Origin of the sequence: Methyloversatilis sp. NSM2 (genome assembly GCF_038066675.1) — a bacterium.
Lineage (GTDB): Bacteria > Pseudomonadota > Gammaproteobacteria > Burkholderiales > Rhodocyclaceae > Methyloversatilis > Methyloversatilis discipulorum_A.
Genome location: NZ_JBBUKV010000017.1, coordinates 296,360 through 312,803, shown reverse-complemented (window position 1 = coordinate 312,803; position 16,444 = coordinate 296,360). Strand labels below are relative to the sequence as shown.

At 69.0% G+C, this 16,444-nt stretch carries 16 protein-coding genes; 11 read left to right on the top strand and 5 right to left on the bottom strand.

Going from position 1 to position 16,444, the window contains the following annotated elements; genetic code table 11:
• Positions 1-144: 144 nt before the first annotated feature.
• The gene (uvrA, locus tag WJU27_RS20310; protein ID WP_020165711.1) at positions 145-2,985 is read left to right on the top strand and encodes an excinuclease ABC subunit UvrA; all 2,841 of its coding nucleotides are present in this window, start codon (positions 145-147) and stop codon (positions 2,983-2,985) included.
• Between the two features lie 221 nt (positions 2,986-3,206).
• Here uvrA and WJU27_RS20305 read toward each other — a convergent pair whose 3' ends face one another.
• Positions 3,207-3,854 (bottom strand): response regulator transcription factor, encoded by a 648-nt coding sequence (locus WJU27_RS20305; protein ID WP_341423250.1) that lies wholly within the window; start codon positions 3,852-3,854, stop codon positions 3,207-3,209.
• On the bottom strand, positions 3,851-5,347 hold the full coding sequence (locus WJU27_RS20300) for a sensor histidine kinase (RefSeq protein WP_296807184.1): 1,497 nt from the start codon (positions 5,345-5,347) through the stop codon (positions 3,851-3,853). The genes WJU27_RS20305 and WJU27_RS20300 overlap by 4 nt, the downstream gene beginning before the upstream one ends.
• A gap of 171 nt (positions 5,348-5,518) precedes the next feature.
• Here WJU27_RS20300 and WJU27_RS20295 point away from each other — a divergent pair, with 171 nt between their 5' ends.
• A complete protein-coding gene (locus tag WJU27_RS20295) occupies positions 5,519-5,716 on the top strand; it encodes a DUF2970 domain-containing protein (RefSeq protein ID WP_341423249.1) in 198 nt (65 codons plus the stop codon).
• Between the two features lie 15 nt (positions 5,717-5,731).
• Here WJU27_RS20295 and WJU27_RS20290 read toward each other — a convergent pair whose 3' ends face one another.
• The gene (locus WJU27_RS20290) at positions 5,732-6,547 is read right to left on the bottom strand and encodes an IclR family transcriptional regulator (protein ID WP_341423248.1); all 816 of its coding nucleotides are present in this window, start codon (positions 6,545-6,547) and stop codon (positions 5,732-5,734) included.
• Between the two features lie 178 nt (positions 6,548-6,725).
• Between WJU27_RS20290 and WJU27_RS20285 the strand changes: the two genes are divergently transcribed.
• From WJU27_RS20285 to WJU27_RS20245, 9 genes are all read left to right on the top strand, one after another.
• Positions 6,726-7,391 (top strand): pyridoxamine 5'-phosphate oxidase family protein, encoded by a 666-nt coding sequence (locus tag WJU27_RS20285; protein WP_341423247.1) that lies wholly within the window; start codon positions 6,726-6,728, stop codon positions 7,389-7,391.
• A gap of 101 nt (positions 7,392-7,492) precedes the next feature.
• On the top strand, positions 7,493-8,038 hold the full coding sequence (locus tag WJU27_RS20280) for a DUF1097 domain-containing protein (protein WP_341423246.1): 546 nt from the start codon (positions 7,493-7,495) through the stop codon (positions 8,036-8,038).
• A 116-nt stretch (positions 8,039-8,154) separates the two neighbouring features.
• Positions 8,155-9,177, top strand: a complete 1,023-nt coding sequence (locus tag WJU27_RS20275; protein ID WP_020165718.1) for an AAA family ATPase — start codon at positions 8,155-8,157, stop codon at positions 9,175-9,177.
• Entirely contained in the window at positions 9,174-10,037 is an 864-nt protein-coding gene (locus tag WJU27_RS20270; RefSeq protein ID WP_341423245.1) for a DUF58 domain-containing protein, read from the top strand. The genes WJU27_RS20275 and WJU27_RS20270 overlap by 4 nt, the downstream gene beginning before the upstream one ends.
• Positions 10,034-11,065, top strand: a complete 1,032-nt coding sequence (locus tag WJU27_RS20265) for a hypothetical protein (protein WP_341423244.1) — start codon at positions 10,034-10,036, stop codon at positions 11,063-11,065. The genes WJU27_RS20270 and WJU27_RS20265 overlap by 4 nt, the downstream gene beginning before the upstream one ends.
• Positions 11,062-12,144, top strand: a complete 1,083-nt coding sequence (locus tag WJU27_RS20260; protein WP_296807161.1) for a vWA domain-containing protein — start codon at positions 11,062-11,064, stop codon at positions 12,142-12,144. The genes WJU27_RS20265 and WJU27_RS20260 overlap by 4 nt, the downstream gene beginning before the upstream one ends.
• On the top strand, positions 12,141-12,677 hold the full coding sequence (locus tag WJU27_RS20255; RefSeq protein ID WP_341423243.1) for an MxaK protein: 537 nt from the start codon (positions 12,141-12,143) through the stop codon (positions 12,675-12,677). Before WJU27_RS20260 ends, WJU27_RS20255 begins: the two co-directional genes overlap by 4 nt.
• A 10-nt stretch (positions 12,678-12,687) precedes the next feature.
• Positions 12,688-13,608 carry an MxaL protein gene (locus WJU27_RS20250; RefSeq protein WP_296807155.1) on the top strand — a complete coding sequence of 307 codons (921 nt, stop codon included), beginning with the start codon at positions 12,688-12,690 and terminating at the stop codon, positions 13,606-13,608.
• A 229-nt stretch (positions 13,609-13,837) separates the two neighbouring features.
• Positions 13,838-15,031: an OpgC family protein gene (locus tag WJU27_RS20245; protein WP_341423242.1), complete on the top strand. Its 1,194-nt coding sequence runs from the start codon at positions 13,838-13,840 to the stop codon at positions 15,029-15,031.
• Positions 15,032-15,301: 270 nt separating this feature from the next.
• On the opposite strand, the gene WJU27_RS20240 is transcribed toward WJU27_RS20245, so the two are convergent.
• Complete coding sequence (locus WJU27_RS20240; protein ID WP_020165725.1) at positions 15,302-16,081, bottom strand: SDR family NAD(P)-dependent oxidoreductase; 780 nt, start codon at positions 16,079-16,081, stop codon at positions 15,302-15,304.
• A gap of 33 nt (positions 16,082-16,114) precedes the next feature.
• Complete coding sequence (locus WJU27_RS20235; protein ID WP_020165726.1) at positions 16,115-16,444, bottom strand: YnfA family protein; 330 nt, start codon at positions 16,442-16,444, stop codon at positions 16,115-16,117.

Genomic DNA, 16,444 nt, shown 5'->3' with positions numbered 1-16,444 from the left:
ATCGTTGTTGGAGGAAGACGGCGAGCGGCACGCTAATCAATACGCATGCGCGACGCAAGTGCGTGCAGCCCGACCCGTGCAGCCGCTCGCAATTCGACGGGAAATGGGGTCTCATACCCGGTTTGCCCTGCCCCCGGCCGGACCATGGACTGGATACGCATACGCGGTGCGCGCACCCACAATCTGAAGAACATCAACATCGACATTCCGCGCGACCGCCTGACGGTGATCACCGGGCTGTCCGGCTCGGGCAAGAGCTCGCTCGCCTTCGACACGCTGTACGCCGAGGGCCAGCGCCGTTACGTCGAGTCGCTGTCGGCCTACGCGCGCCAGTTCCTGCAGCTGATGGAAAAGCCGGACGTGGACCTGATCGAAGGCCTGTCGCCGGCGATCTCGATCGAACAGAAGGCGACCAGCCACAACCCGCGCTCCACCGTCGGCACGGTGACCGAGATCCACGACTACCTGCGCCTGCTGTTCGCCCGCGTGGGCACGCCGCACTGCCCGGAGCACGGCGCGCCGCTGGCCGCGCAAAGTGTGTCGCAGATGGTCGATGCGGTGCTGGCGATGCCGGAAGAGAGCAAGGTGGCCATCCTTGCGCCGGTGGTGAGCGAGCGCAAGGGCGAACAGGTCGAGCTCATTTCCGACCTGCGCTCGCGCGGCTTCGTGCGCGTGCGGCTGGACGGCGAGCTGATGGACATCGACAAGCTGCCCAGGCTGGACAAGAACATCAAGCACTCGATAGACGTCGTCGTCGACCGCCTGAAGGTGCGCGCCGACGCGCGCCAGCGGCTCGCTGAGTCGATCGAGACCGCGCTGCAGCAGGCGGAAGGCCGCGCCATCGCGCTGGACATGGACAGTGGCGCCGAACAGCTCTTTTCCGCCCGCTTCGCCTGCCCGGTGTGCGGCCACAGCGTGGCCGAACTGGAGCCGCGGCTGTTCTCGTTCAACAACCCGGCCGGCGCCTGCACCAGCTGCGACGGCCTGGGCATGGTCACCTTCTTCGACCCGGCGCGCATCGTCGCCCACCCGCACCTGTCGCTCGCCTCCGGCGCGATCCGTGGCTGGGACCGGCGCAACCAGTTCTACTTCCAGCTGCTGTCCAGCCTCGCCACCTTCTACAAGTTCGACGTCGATACGCCGTGGGAGCAGCTCGACGCCAAGCTGCAGGACATCGTGCTCAGCGGTTCCGGACGCGACCGCATCCCTTTCCGCTACCTGTCGGAATCCGGCCGCACCACGGTGCGCGAGCACACCTTCGAGGGCGTGGTGCCGAACCTGGAGCGGCGCTACCGCGAAACCGATTCGGTCGTCGTACGCGAAGAGCTGGGCAAATACCGCAACACCAAGGTGTGTCCGGACTGCCACGGCACGCGGCTGCGCTCGGACGCTCGCCACGTCCGGGTCGGCGACCACACGCTGCCACAGCTCGCTTCACTGCCGCTGCGCGCCTGCCAGCAGGTGTTCGAAGGGCTGGAACTGGATGGCGCGCGTGCCGCGATCGCCGCCCGCATCATGCGCGAGATCGCCGCCCGCCTCGGCTTCCTGATCGACGTCGGTCTCGACTACCTGAGCCTGGACCGCTCGGCCGAGACGCTGTCCGGCGGCGAGGCGCAGCGCATCCGGCTGGCCAGCCAGATCGGCTCCGGCCTGACCGGCGTCATGTACGTGCTGGACGAACCGTCGATCGGCCTGCACCAGCGCGACAACGCGCGCCTGCTGGGTACGCTGAACAAGCTGCGCGACCTCGGCAACACGGTGGTGGTGGTCGAGCACGACCAGGAAGCAATCGAGATGGCCGACCACGTGGTCGACATGGGCCCTGGCGCCGGCCAGCACGGTGGCCAGGTGATCGCCCAGGGTACGCCGGCCGACATCGAGGCGTCGGAAGACAGCCTGACCGGCGCCTACCTGTCCGGCCGCAAGCAGATCGAGGTGCCGAAGAAGCGCACCAAGCCGTCGGACGCCTGGCTGCATGTGCGCGGTGCACGCGGCAACAATCTGCGCGGCGCCGACGCGTCGATTCCGCTCGGGCTGATCACCTGCGTCACCGGCGTGTCCGGCTCCGGCAAGTCCACGCTGATCAACGACACGCTGTACACCGCGGCCGCCCATCACCTGTACGGCTCGGCCGCGCTGCCGGCGGCGCACGACGCGATCGAGGGACTGGAACAGTTCGACAAGGTGATCAATGTCGACCAGTCGCCGATCGGCCGCACGCCGCGCTCCAACCCGGCCACCTACACCGGCCTGCTGACACCGATACGTGAGCTGTTCGCCGGCACGCCGGAAGCGCGCTCGCGCGGCTACGGCCCCGGCCGCTTCTCGTTCAACGTCAAGGGCGGACGCTGCGAAGCCTGCCAGGGCGACGGCCTGGTGCGCGTCGAAATGCACTTCCTGCCGGACGTGTTCGTGCCCTGCGACGTGTGCAACGGGAAGCGCTACAACCGCGAAACGCTGGACATCCGCTACAAGGGCAAGACCATCCACGAAGTGCTGGGCATGACGGTGAACGAGGCGCGCGAGTTCTTCGACGCGGTGCCCACGGTCGCCCGCAAGCTGGAAACGCTGGTCGAGGTGGGCCTCGGCTACATCGGTCTCGGCCAGAGTGCCACCACGCTGTCCGGCGGCGAGGCGCAGCGGGTGAAGCTGGCGCTCGAACTGAGCAAGCGCGACACCGGCCGCACGCTCTACATCCTCGACGAGCCGACCACCGGCCTGCACTTCCACGACGTCGACATGCTGCTCGGCGTGCTCTACCGGCTGCGCGACGCCGGCAACACCATCGTCGTGATCGAGCACAACCTGGACGTGATCAAGACCGCCGACTGGATCATCGACCTCGGCCCCGAGGGGGGTGCCGGCGGCGGCGAGATCATCGCGGCCGGCACGCCGGAACAGGTGGCCGCGGAAGAGCGTTCGCACACCGGGCATTACCTGGCGCCGCTGCTGAAGCCGCGCAAGGCGGCGGGGCGCCGGAAGTAGCGGCTTTCGTGGGAGCGAGCTTGCTCGCGATAACAGCCTGAATCGAAGACGGCGGTCCGCGATCGCCGCATCGCGACCAGAGGTCGCTCCCACCAGAAGCACGCCCGCCTCGTCGTCGGAGCCCGGCTTCCCGTGGGAGCGAGCTTGCTCGCGATTGCGGCCTGTATCGAAGCCAGCGGCACGCAATCGCCGCATCGCGACCAGAGGTCGCTCCCACAAACTCAGTCGATCAAGCCGAGCTGCCGCGCCGCGTGCATCAGTTCGATATCGGTCGACACGCCCAGCTTGGACTTGATCTGGTAGTGGATGTTGAGCACCGTCTTCAGGCTCAGGTGCAGCGTGTCGGCGATGTCCTCGCGCGACTTCGCGGCGACCAGCATGCGCAGGATTTCGAATTCGCGCGCGCTCAGCGCGGCCAGCGGGTTCTTCGACGCGCCGCCGGCGCGGCGCAGTGCAGCCAGTTCGGTCTGCACGTCCGGGCTCAGCGTCTGCCGCCGGTGGTACACCGCGCAGATCGCTTCGACCAGCAGATCGGGCGACGAGCTCTTGGTGACGTAGCCGAGCGCGCCCGATTCAAGCGCCTTCTCGACGAAAGTGGCGTCGCGGTGCATGGTGAAGATGAGCACGCGCGCGTCGCGGTCGCGCTGCAGGATGTGCTGCAGCGTCTGAATGCCGCTGGCACCCGGCAGCGTGATGTCCATCACCACAACGTCCGGTGCCAGTTCGACGTAGCGCCGGTAGGCCTCCTCGCCCGAACCGGCTTCGGCCGCGATGGTCAGCGGCGGATGCCGCTCGATCAGCCGCCGGTAGCCCTCGCGCACCACCGCGTGGTCGTCGACCAGCAGCACGCTGATCGGTGTATCCGTCATGCCGGTGTTCCTCCGTCTGTCAGTTGCCAGGGCACGACGATGTCCACCGCCAGCCCCTGCGGTTCGCGCGCCGACAGCTGCACGCGGCCGCCGAGCGCGATCACCCTTTCCTTCACGCCGATCAGGCCGAAGCCGCCGGATTTGCCGCGTGGCGCCGGCAGGTCAGGCCCGCGCACGACGCCGTCGTCGCTGACGCGCAGCCGGATGTCGTCACTCGCCGTGCGCCGCTCCAGTTGCACGTCGACCGTCGTCGCACCGGAATGTTTGGCCGCATTGGTCAGGCATTCCTGCACGATGCGGTACAGGTTGATCGCGATGTCGTCCGGCACGTCGGCGAAATCGCCGCTGACCTCAAGGCGATAGCTGCAGCGGCCGCGCGCCTGCGCGTCCCACATGCGCACCAGCTTGTCGAGGCCGGCGATCAGTCCGTACTCGTCGAGTCCGACCGGTCGCAGCTGGCGCAGGATGCCGTGCAGCGATTCCATCATGCCGCTGACCGTGCGCAGCACGGTGCGGCCGCTGGCGCGCAGCGCGTCCGGCGCCGGCTGTGGCCGCCCCGCTTCGTTCACGACACATGCGGCCTCGGCACTGATCGACGCCAGGCTCTGCCCGAACTCGTCGTGCAGTTCGCGCGCCAGCCGCCGGCGCTCGCCTTCCTGCACGGTGAGCAGCATCTGCGCCAGGCGCTGCTGTTCCTGCGTCTTCTGCTTCAGATTGCCGGCCATCGCATTGAACACCGAGCCGATGCGGTCGAACTCGATCAGTTCGAAGGCCGGCAGCCGCGCATCGAGATCGCCGCGTTCGAGCTTGCCGAGGCCGTCCAGCACCGCCGCCGCCGGGCGCAGCGCGCGGCTGATGCTGAAGTAGATCAGCACGTTGAAAGCCAGCAGGGCCAGCACCGCCCACATCAGCAGCCGCGTGATCTCGCTCCACACGGCCGCACTTTCGCGGTCGGCATCGACGCGTATCAGCACCTCGCCCATCTTCAGGCCGGGGGCGCGCCCGACGTCGAGGCCGACACCGTAGGGCTGGTACCACAGCACGCGCCGCCCGACCTTCACGCCCGGCGATTCGCCGCTGTCGGTGGCCGACTCGGCGCCACGGTCGATGCGCCGGTTCAGCGTGTAGCGGATCAGTTCGCGGAACCATGCCGGCGCCTCGGCTTCCGCCTGTGGCGGCGGCGCCTGCTGGCAGCTGTTGGCCGACAGCGTGCCTTCGAGGTCGAAGTACTGCACGCACAGCCGCGTCACTTCGGAAAACTCGGCGAAGCGCGCGAGGTCGGGCTTGCCGATATTCAGTTCGAGCCCGCTCAGCTGGCGCGACATCTGGTCGGTGATCAGGCGCGACACCAGGTCGGCGTTGCGCACCGCCTCGGCCTGCAGCCGTGTCGTCGTGCGCCAGATCAGGCCGGCCGACGCGAGCACGCCGATGGCCACGGCGAGCAGCGTGATGCGCAGCATCAGCGTCAGTTTCAGGTTGGTGCCGCGCTTCATCGCACGGATTCTAGCCGCGCGACGCACGGGCATCTTGCCCGCGGCAGCGGCCGTCAACTGTGCCGATCCTGTTTCGGCGCGACTGGATCTGTTTCCTCCGTGCGGCCGGCTCTAGTGTGGCGACACGATGCGCCCGCGTGCGCATGCCCTCATCGCTGCAGGAGATCCCTCATGTCCTCGCCCACCGCCCCGTCCGTACTGCGCATCGCCACCACCGTGTTCTGGAGCTTCTTCGGCGTGCGCAAGCGCAGCCGGCACGACGTCGACACGGTGACGCTGAAGCCGCTGCATCTGATCGCCGGTGCCGTGCTCGGCGCCGCGCTGTTCGTAGGCACGCTGCTGACGGCGGTGCATTTCATCACCCGCTGAGCGGCGACCTGTCGATCATGCCTCGCCCTCGGGCAGCGCGAACAGGCGCTGCGCGATGCGCGCCGCCGCCGCCTCCAGCCGCGCGCGGCAGGCAGCGCGACCCGACTCGTCCAGCCAGGCGCTGATGAAGGTGGTGCCGATGCCCGCCACCGGGTAGCCGCCAGCGTCGCAGATCGGCACACCCATGCCGCTGGTGCTGCGGTCCAGCACCATGCCGTCGAAACAGCAGTAGCCGTTGGCCAGCGCGAAGTCGATCGCCGCGCGATGGCGGATTTCGTCGTAGCGCTCGACGCGGTGGAAGCGCGACAGGTTGATGCGCATCACCTCCCACACCTCGTCCGCCGGCAGCCGCGACATCATCGCGATGCAGCTCTGCGTGATGCCGAAGGCGGTACGCAGGCCGACGTCGCCGCGCCCGACCTGGATCTGCGAGCGCGTGTCGTAGCGGCCGATGCACACGCTGTCGAGACCGCTGCGGATGTTCAGGAATACCACCTGGTCCAGTTCCTCGGCCAGCGCGCTCAGTTCGGTCGCTGCCGCGCGCTCGACCGGCTGGCGGCTGATCGCCGAATAGCCGAGCGCCGCCAGGTCGCGGCCGAGGTTGAAACGCAGCGTCAGCGGGTCGCGCTCGACCCAGCCCATGTCGATCAGCATGTCGAGCACGCGGTGTATGGTCGGCCGCGGCAGGCCGGTACGCGCGACCAGTTCGGTCAGCAGGCTGCCGCGGCGGGAGCCGCGCGCAATCGTCGTCACCAGCAGCCGCGCGCGGTGCAGGCTGCCTGCCGGCGCCTCGTCCGCCTCGCCGCGCTGCGCTGAAGCTCGTCCGTTCATCCGGCCGTCCGCCCCCTGTCCGTTCATCCGCAAAAACAGTGTCCGATATGCGGACACCTATGTAGGCCTGGCTTATTGCCGCCTGCAGATGCGAACACTAGCATCGGCTCCACACAACAAGACCTCGAACAACCGGTTTGTCCGTTCATCGGACAGCTTTCTTGATTCAGGAGGAGACATGGCCACGCTCTACGGCGCGCAGCACCGCGCGCTGCAGGAAGAGTTCGACATGCGGCCGCTGGCCGACCGCGTGCAGCAGTTCATCGTGCATCCAGACATCCAGCCCGAACACCAGGGCTTCATCGAGTCGCGCGACTTCTTCTTCCTCACCACGATCGACCATCGGGGGTACCCGTCGGTGTCGCACAAGGGCGGCAGTCCCGGCTTCGTCAAGGTGGTCGATGGCACGACGCTGGCGTTCCCGAGCTTCGACGGCAACGGCATGTTCCTGTCGATGGGCAATATCGGCGCCAACCCGAAGATCGGCATGCTGTTCATCGACTTCGAAACACCGCACCGCGTGCGGGTGCATGGCGACGCCACGGTGAGCCGCGACGATCCGCTGCTGCATCAAGGCCTGCCCGCCTTCCACGGTGCGGAATTCGTCGTGCGCGTGAAGCTGGCGGAAATCTTCATCAACTGCCCGCGCTACATCCACCGCTACCAGCGGGTCGCCGTTGCGCCGCACGTACCGCAGCCCGGCTGCGAAACGCCGCCTGCGACGTGGAAGCGCATCGATGGCCTGCAGGACGTGCTGCCCGCGCACGACAGCCAGGTCGCCGCTGCGCAGGGCCTGATCACGCCGGACGAATACGCCGAACTGGTGCAGCAGGGCCGCACCTGACAGCGCGGCTACGGCCGCTCCCCCTCCCGTCGCCCGAACGCATGCAGCCCCACCGGGACCGCAGGGGCGGCTGCACGCCCACGCCTCGAAAGGACACCGCCATGCACGCACTGAAGCCCTTCTCCGCCCTGGTCTGCGCCAACGTCATTCTGGCGGTGACGATGACCTTCACGATGCAGACCTTCCCGCTGCCGATGTGGCCGATGGTGATCGCCTGGGCCTGCTTCTTCCACCTCGGCGGCGGCGACCGGCCGCCGGCCGCACTCGTGGCAGTGCTGGCGCACGCGGTGTTCGGCGTGTTCGCCGGCTGGCTGGCGGCGCTGGCCATCCTGTTCAACCCGACGGCGCTGCCCGGCACCGTGTGGGTGCCGCTGGTGGTCGGCGCCGCGGTCGGCCTGATGAGCCTGGCCTCCGGCTGGCCGCGGCTGGCGGTGCTGCCGGTCTGCGTCTATGGCTTCGCCGCGAACTGGGCCTACCTCGACGTGCCCGGTCGCTTCGACGCCACGGTGCTCACCACACTGCGCGCCGACAACGTCATCGTCGCGCTGCCGCTGGCGCTGCTGATCGGCTGCCTGTTCGGTTGGGCCAACGCCCGGCTGATCACTCAGCTGAGCTCGCCCGGCGCGCGGACGCGCAGTGCCGGCTGAGACCTCGTCCACGCACACAGGGCAACTTGCCCGTCGCCTCCTGCCTAGACTGCGCCGCAGTCGGTGCACGATCAGCGCCCCCGCCTCCACTATCGATTCCGCATCCGGGAGACAGCATGAACAGGGAAGAACATCTGCAGGACTGGCGCGACGCCGCGCTGCGCGTCGAAACCGAAGTACGCAAGGCCGTGATCGGCCAGGACAGCGTGGTGCGGCTGATCAACGTGGCGCTGTTCGCGCGCGGTCACGTGCTGCTCGAAGGTGACGTCGGCGTCGGCAAGACCACGGTGCTGCGTGCCTTCGCCCGCGCCATCGGCGGCGACTTCGAGCGCGTCGAAGGCACTGTCGACCTGATGCCGAACGACCTCGTCTATCACACCTATGTCGATGCCGACGGCAAGCCGCGCATCGAACCCGGTCCGCTGCTGCGTCACGGCGAACGACTGACCACCTTCTTCTTCAACGAAATCAACCGCGCCCGCCCGCAGGTGCAGTCGCTGCTGCTGCGCGCGATGGCCGAGCGCACGGTGTCGGCCTTCAACCGCGAATACAGCTTCCCGCACATGACGGTGTTCGCCGACCGCAACAAGGTCGAGAAGGAAGAAACCTTCGAGCTGGCTTCCGCCGCGCGCGACCGCTTCATGTTCGAACTGCGCATGGAAACGCCGCGCGATCCGGCAGTGCGCCGCGCGCTGGTGTTCGACACCGCCTTCCACGACGTCGACGCGCTGATCGACCAGGTCGCGCCGGGCATCCTCGACTGGCAGTCGCTGAACTCGATGGCCGCCGCGATCCAGCGCAGCGTGGTGGCGAGCGAAGCGCTCGAGCGCTATGTGATGGACCTGTGGGACGCCAGCCAGAACCCGGCCGCGTTCGACGTGCGCATCGACGGCGTCGACATGAAGAAACTCATCCTCGCTGGCGCCAGCCCGCGTGGCATGAGCGCCATGCTGCGCGCCGCGCGCGTCGTCGCCTGGATGGCCGGCCGCACCCACCTCGTGCCGGACGACGTGCAGGCCATCCTGCCGTCGACGCTGGGCCACCGCGTGTTCTTCACCCCGGTCTATGAAATGCGCCGCGCGCAGATCGCCGACGCGCTGGTCGCGCAGATCATCGAGAAGGTCGCCACGCCGCGATGAGTGCCGCCGACGAGCTGCACGAATTCCACTACCGCCTGCCACAGCGCGCCGCCGGTCAACGGCCCGGCTCGCACCCGGGCAGCAGCCTGGGTGCCGGCCAGGAATTCGTGTCGCACATGAGTCTTTACGACCGGCCGGACCCGCGCCGGCTCGACCTGCGCGCCAGCGTGCGCAGCACCACCGGCGACTGGCTGGTGCGCGTCAATCGCCAGCGCGTCGGCGTCACCGTGCAGCTGCTGGTGGACGTATCCGCCTCGATGGGCTTCGGCGCCCGCCGGCGCAAGATCGACGTCGCCGCCGACTTCGTCGAATCGCTGGCGCGCAGCGCCTTCCGCGTCGGCGATGCGCTGGGCATGCTGGCCTTCGACCAGCGCGAACGCGCCGACCTGTGCGTGCCGGCCACGCTGAGCCGTGGTCTGGGCAGCGTGATGGCGGACAGCCTGCGCCAGTGCACACCGGCGCCCGGCGGCATCGAGGGGCTGGAAGGCGCGCTGCAGCAGCTGATCGGCCGCGAGGCGCTGGTCTTCCTGGTCAGCGACTTCCACTGGCCGCTCGACCGCCTGGGTGGCGCACTCGATCTGCTGTCGCACGCCTTCGTCGTGCCTGTCGTCGTGTGGGATCCGGCGGAAACAGAGCCACCGCCGCACGACGCCATCGCACCGCTGCGCGACGCCGAGAGCAGCGTCCGCCGCACGCTCTTCATGCGACCCAAGCTGCGCACGCAGTGGCGCGACGCGGTGACGGCACGGCGCGCCGAGCTGGATGCCTTCTTCTCCGCGCGCGACCTGCGCCCCTTCTTCATCCACGGCGCCTTCGACGCCGAAGCGATGTCCGATTACTTCTTCGAGGCCACCGCATGACGCCCTTGATCCGAGCGTCCCTGATCGCCAGTCTGCTGCTTGCACAGGGCGCATTCGCACAGACACCGGCCGCCGCGCCGGACACGCCGACCGCGACCAGTGAAGACAGCCCTGCGCCACAGGAAGCGCCTGCCACCGACGCACCCGGGAACGGCGTCGACGCCGCTGCCACACCCGCACCCGAGACGGCCGCCCCGGCAGCCGCTGCGGCACCGCAACCGCAGGGCGCGCCCGCCCGCGTCGAACAGCCGCGCGCCTTCGGTCATACGCTGGGCGATGTGCTGACGCAGCGCGTGCTGCTCGCGATCGACGGCAAGCCGGTCGAGCTCACCAAGCCGCCGGCACCCGGCCGCGTCGGCGTCTGGCTGGAACGCCGGCCGACCCGCGTCGAACGCGACGCCGACGGACGGCAGTGGCTGGTGATCGAGCACCAGCTGATCAACGCACCGCAGGCACTCACCGCGCTGACGCTGCCGGCGCTCGACCTGCAGACCTCCGGCGGCCTGCTCGGCGTGGACGCCTGGCCCTTCAGCGCCGCACCGCTGACACCGCGCAACGCCTTCGGCGAAGGCGCACTGGACGCGCTGCAGCCGGACCGTGCCGCACCGGCTGTCGACACCACATCGATCCGCCAGCAGATCGCGGTGTGGGGCGGGCTGTGCGTGGCCACGCTGCTCGCCTGGGGCGGATGGCTGGGCTGGCGCAGCTGGCGCGCCGGACGCAGCCAGCCCTTCGCCCGCGCGCTGCGCGAACTGAAGGGTCTGCGCGGCCGCGGCGACGACGCCCCCGAAGCCTGGCAGGCACTGCACCGCGCCTTCGACCGCACCGCCGGCCGCAGCCTGCAGCCGGCTTCGCTGCCGCGCCTGTTCGAACGCGCACCGCAGTATGCGCCGTTGCGCGCCGACATCGAACGCTTCTACGCACAGTCGGCCGCGCTGTTCTTCGGCGACGGCCGCCCGGCCGAAGCGCTGCCGCTGCGCAGCCTGGCGCGGCGCCTGCGCGACATCGAAAGGCGGCACGAAGCATGACCTTCGGCGCCATCGACTTCGCCCAGCCCTGGGCGCTGCTGCTGTTGCCGCTGGCCGCGCTGCCGCTGCTGCGCCGGCGCCGCGACACGCTGCTGTTCCCGACCCTGGACTGGCTGCCGCGCGACCGCGCCGGCCGCATCGCCGGTTTCGCCTGGCGGGCGCTGGCGGTGCTCGCGCTGGCCGGCATCGTCATCGCGCTGGCCGGCCCCGGCTCGCCCGAAACGACGGTGACGCGCACCGGTCGCGGCGCCGAAATCATGATCCTGATGGATCGCAGCCGCAGCATGGACGCCAAGATGAAGCCCAGCGACTGGCGCACCATCGATCCGCACTCGCTGCTCTACCAGGTGGACTCGCGCGGCGAACCGAAATCGGCGGTGGCGCGCGACCTGCTGTCGAAATTCGTCGAACAGCGACCGGACGACCGCTTCGCGCTGATGTTCTTCAGCGCCGGCCCGATGAACGTCGTGCCCTTCACCCAGCACGACGCCGTCGTGCAGGCCGGCATCACGGCCGGCGGGCTGGGGCGCGGTCTGTCCGACACCAACGTCGGCCGCGCACTGACCGCCGCGATCGACACCTTCACCGAGCGTGCCTACACCGGCAGCCGCATCATCCTGCTGGTGACCGACGGCGGGGCCCACCTCGACGAGCCGACGCGCAAGCGCATCCGCGAAGGCCTGCAGGCGAACCGCATCGCGCTGCACTGGCTTTACCTGCGCACGCTGAACGCACCCGAACTCGACGCCGAGGCGAGTGCACCTCCGCCCGCCGCCGAGGGCGACAGCATGGAAGCCATCGAGGTGCGCAACGCCTACTACGCGCAGGAGTCGATCGCCGAAGTGTCGCTGCACCGTTTCTTCCAGTCGCTGCCGGTGACTTACCGGCTGTACCAGGCGGACAGCCCGGAAGACCTCGCGAAGGCGGTGGCTGAAGTGGGCCGCCAGCAGAACTTCCCGCTCGACTTCGAAGAACGCGTGCCGCGGCAGGACCACAGCCGCCTCTTCTTCTCGCTGGCGGCGCTGTGCTGCGCACTGCTGCTGGTCTATCGATCCCTTCTTCTGCGGAGCTGGCTGTGAAACGACGCACCGTCCATCTGATCTTCGGCGCCACCGCGCTGTTCACCGGGCTCGCCGCCGGCTGGCAGGCATCGCAGCTGTGGCAGGCCGAACGCGTGAATGCGGCCATCGCCGCCGCTGGCAGCGTCGACGCCGACCTGCCGGAAGCGCAGTTCGCGCAGGCGCTGGCGCTGAGCCGCGGCACCGACAGCGAAGCCGCCACCCGTGCCTGGAAGGCGCTGATCGCCGGCGAACGCGCGGACCTGCGCGAGGGCGCGCGCTACAACCTTGGCAACCTGCATCTGCGCGAAGCGCTGGCGCACGGCGAGGCCGACATCGCCAACGCGCTGCCGCTGGTCGAGCTGGCCAAGCAACGCTACCGCGACGCGCTGCGCGAACGGCCGGACGACTGGGAGGCGCGCTACAACCTCGAACGCGCGCTGTGGCTCGCGCCCGAGATCGAGCAGGCCGCGGCCGCCGAGGACGAGGGCCCGGAGCCACCGCGGGAACGCGTGGTGACGACGCTGCAGGGCGTGCGGCTGGACCTGCCGTGAGGACGTGCGCATGAGAACACGCGTCTTCCTGCGCAATCTGCTCGCCAGCCTGCGCGAGCGCGACGCCCGCTCGCTGCTCGCCGCGTTCGCGCTGCTGGTGATCGCCGCCGTGCTGCCGCCGGTAAACCTGCCGCGCGACAGCTGGGACACCATCGTCGTGTTCGATCTGACGCAGAGCATGAACGTCGAGGACTACGAACTGGACGGCGTGCCGGTCAGCCGCCTGACCTACGCCCGCGAGTCGGCCAAGCGGGCGTTGCGCGAACTGCCCTGCGGCTCGCGCGTCGGCTGGGCCGGTTTCGCCGAGTACCGCACGCTGCTGCTGCTGGCGCCGATCGAGGTGTGCGCGCATTACAGCGACCTGATCGCCTCGCTCGACCAGATCGATGGCCGCATGCGCTGGGGCAATTCGAGCGAGGTGGCGAAGGGCGTGTTCTGGTCGGTGCGTACCGCCAAGACGCTGGACGAGTCGCCCGCCGTCGTCTTCGTCAGCGACGGCCAGGAAGCGCCGCCGCTGCGCGACGGCGACAAGCCGGGCTTCGACGACATCAAGCCGGGCGAGGTCCGCGGCTGGATCGTCGGCGCCGGCGGCGAGGCCGCGCGGCCGATACCGAAGAGCGACGACGACGGCCGCCCGGTCGGCTACTGGCAGGCCGGCGAGGTGATACAGCGCGAGCTGCGCACCGCCGACGGCCGCAAGGTGCCCGGCACCGAACACCTGTCGGCGCTGCGCGAAACCCATCTGCGCGAGATCGCGCAGCAGGTCGGATTCGACTATGCGACGCTGTCCGACACCGGCACGCTGGTCCGCGCCATGAAGCACGACGGCGCCGCGGTGTCGCGTCCGGTACCGACCGCACTGAACTGGCTGCCGGCGATTCTTGCGCTGGTCGTGCTCGCGCTGCGCTTCCGCCCGGAGTCGCGCCGCTGAAGTCCCGGCGGGCCGGCTGGCCCGCCGCGCAGCCTGTCAGCATCCGCTGACAGACGCCTACCTGTACGCCCATCTGGTCTACCCTTGCGCGGCGCTAGCATTCGCGGGCGCATCAAGGACACCTCATGGGCCACGACGCCGTGGCCACATGCCTCCCTACAGCATCGGGTAACGGACATCGGCCGACGGCACGCAGCGTCCGCGACCCGCCCGCATGGAGCCGTTGACGATGAATTACGCACCTCCACCCGCGGCGCGCGACCTGCGCGTCGACCTCTTCCGCGGCGTCGCACTGATCTGCATGTTCTGGGACCACCTGCCCGGCAATCCCCTGGGCTACGCCACGCTGCGCAACTTCGGTCTCAGCGATGCCGCCGAACTGTTCGTGTTCCTCGCCGGCTATGGCGCCATGCTCGCCTACGGTCGCCGCTACGAGCGCGAGGGCTTCTTCCCGGCGGCGGTGCACGTGCTGCGCCGCGCCTGGATCCTGTATGTCGCCCACGTGTTTCTGCTGGCACAGCTGATGGTGGTCGTGTTCGTTGCCAACGACAATGTCGAGACACGCGACTTCATCGCCGAGATGGGTCTGCGCTACTTCCTCGACCAGCCACAGGAGGCGCTGCTGGCGGGCATCCTGATGCAGTTCAAGCCGGTGCTGATGGACCCGCTGCCGCTCTATGTCGTGCTGATGACGCTGATGGCCGGCCTGCTGCCGCTACTGGTGCGCCGACCGTTGTGGGTGCTGCTGCCGTCCGGTCTGCTGTGGCTGCTGGAGAAGCAGACCGGGCTGAATCTGCCCGCCGCGCCGGAAGGCGTGTGGTTTTTCAATCCGCTGGCCTGGCAGTTCCTGTTCTTCATCGGCGCCTGCTGCGCACGACCGCGATCGCTGCTCCGCATGCGCCCGCTGGAGCGGCGCATCGGCCGCAACATCATGATGCCGGCGGCGCTGGCCTTCCTCGCGGCCTCGCTGCTGCTCAGCCTGTCCTGGCGCTGGCCGGAGATTCATGACGCGCTGATGCCGCAGTCCATCGCCACGCTGATCTATCCGATCAGCAAGACCGACCTCGACCTGCTGCGCGTCGCCCACTTCCTGGTGCTGGCCTGGGTGGCCACCACGCTGCTGCGCCCTGGGGCATGGCTGCACAGCGCACCTGCATCGGCGCTGCGCTGCATGGGCCGTCATTCACTCGAAGTGTTCTGCGTCAGCGTGCTGCTGGCACCGCTGGCCGACGCGGCCGGCGCGGTGGCGGGCGATCATCCGGCCATTCAGGTGGCCGCCGGCCTCGCTGGCGTGCTGCTGATGTGGACGCTCGCCGCGTGGCTCGACGTCGTGCGCAGACCGCAACGCTCGCCCGCGCCGTACCATCGTGCGGATGGCGAATACGTCGGCGCCGTAGCGGCCCCGATCCGCAAGGGCGGCTGAAGCGACACGCCCTGTCGCGGCCAGGGTCGCTCACAAGGATCGCGCCCTGTTCGCAGTCAGAGCCAGTTTTCTGTGGGAGCGAGCTTGCTCGCGATAGCGGCTTGAACCGAAGCCAGCTGCCCGCACAGGCTGCATCGCGACCAGAGGTCGCTCCCACAAAAAGCACGCCCGCCATCGCAGCCGGGGTTCTGTGGGAGGGGTCTTCCGACCCCGACAAAGCTTCAGATCACCGCAGTGTCAGGCCCACGGCGTGCATCCATCTGGCGGCCGTCAGAACGCGCTCTTCACCGTGCCGCCATCGACGCGCAGTGCAGCACCGGTGGTCGCGGAGGCGAGCGGGCTGCACAGATAGGTCACCATCGCCGCCACCTCCTCGGTCGTCGCGAAGCGCTTGATCAGCGAGGTCGGGCGCACCTTCTCGAAGAACTCCTTCTCGAACTCGTCGAAGCTCTGGCCGCTGTCGCCGGCCAGCGCCTGCACGAAGTCCTCGACGCCGCGCGAGCGGGTCGGGCCGGGCAGCACGCTGTTGACGGTGATGCCGCTGCCGGCGACCGATTCGGCGATGCCGCGCGCGATCGCGATCTGCGCCGACTTGGTCATGCCGTAATGCACCATCTCGGCCGGAATCTGCACACCGCTCTCGCTGGAGATGAACAGGATGCGCCCCCAATTGCGGCGCTTCATGCCGGGCAGCACCAGACGCGCCAGACGCGCGCCGCTCAGCACATTCACCTCGAAGAAACGCAGCCAGTCCTCGTCCGGAATGTCCTCGAAGGCCTTGGGTTCGAAGATGCCAAGGTTGTTCACCAGGATGTCGATGTCCGGGTAGTTATGCACCACCGTCTCGGCGTCGCCCGCCTTCGACAGGTCGCCGGCAAAGCCGATGGCACCCGCGCCGAGCCGGGCGACCGCCGCGTCGACCGACGCCTGCGAGCGGCCATTGACGATGACGCGCGCACCTTCGCGCAGCAGCGCTTCGGCGATCGAGTAGCCGATGCCGGCCGTGCTGCCGGATACCAGCGCGAGACGGTTGTTCAGTTGCAGATCCATACGGGAACTCCTTTCGAAGACAGCGCCGCGGCGTCAGCCCCGCGGTGCGAACATGATGATGGCCATGCCGGCCAGCGCGACCGCCACACCGGTGACATCCCACAGATGCGGACGTTCGCCGTCGACCAGCCACAGCCACAGCACGGCGACGCAGACATAGACGCCGCCATAGGCCGCATAGACCCGCCCGGCCGCGGTCGGATGCAGAGTCAGCAGCCAGACGAAGGCGACCAGCGAGGCCGCGGCCGGCAGCAGTACCCAGGCCGGCGCGCGGTCCTTCATCCACAGCCAGGGCAGATAGCAGCCGATGATTTCGGCGAGCGCCGTGGCGACGAACAGTGCGGTCGTTGTGATGAGATTCAA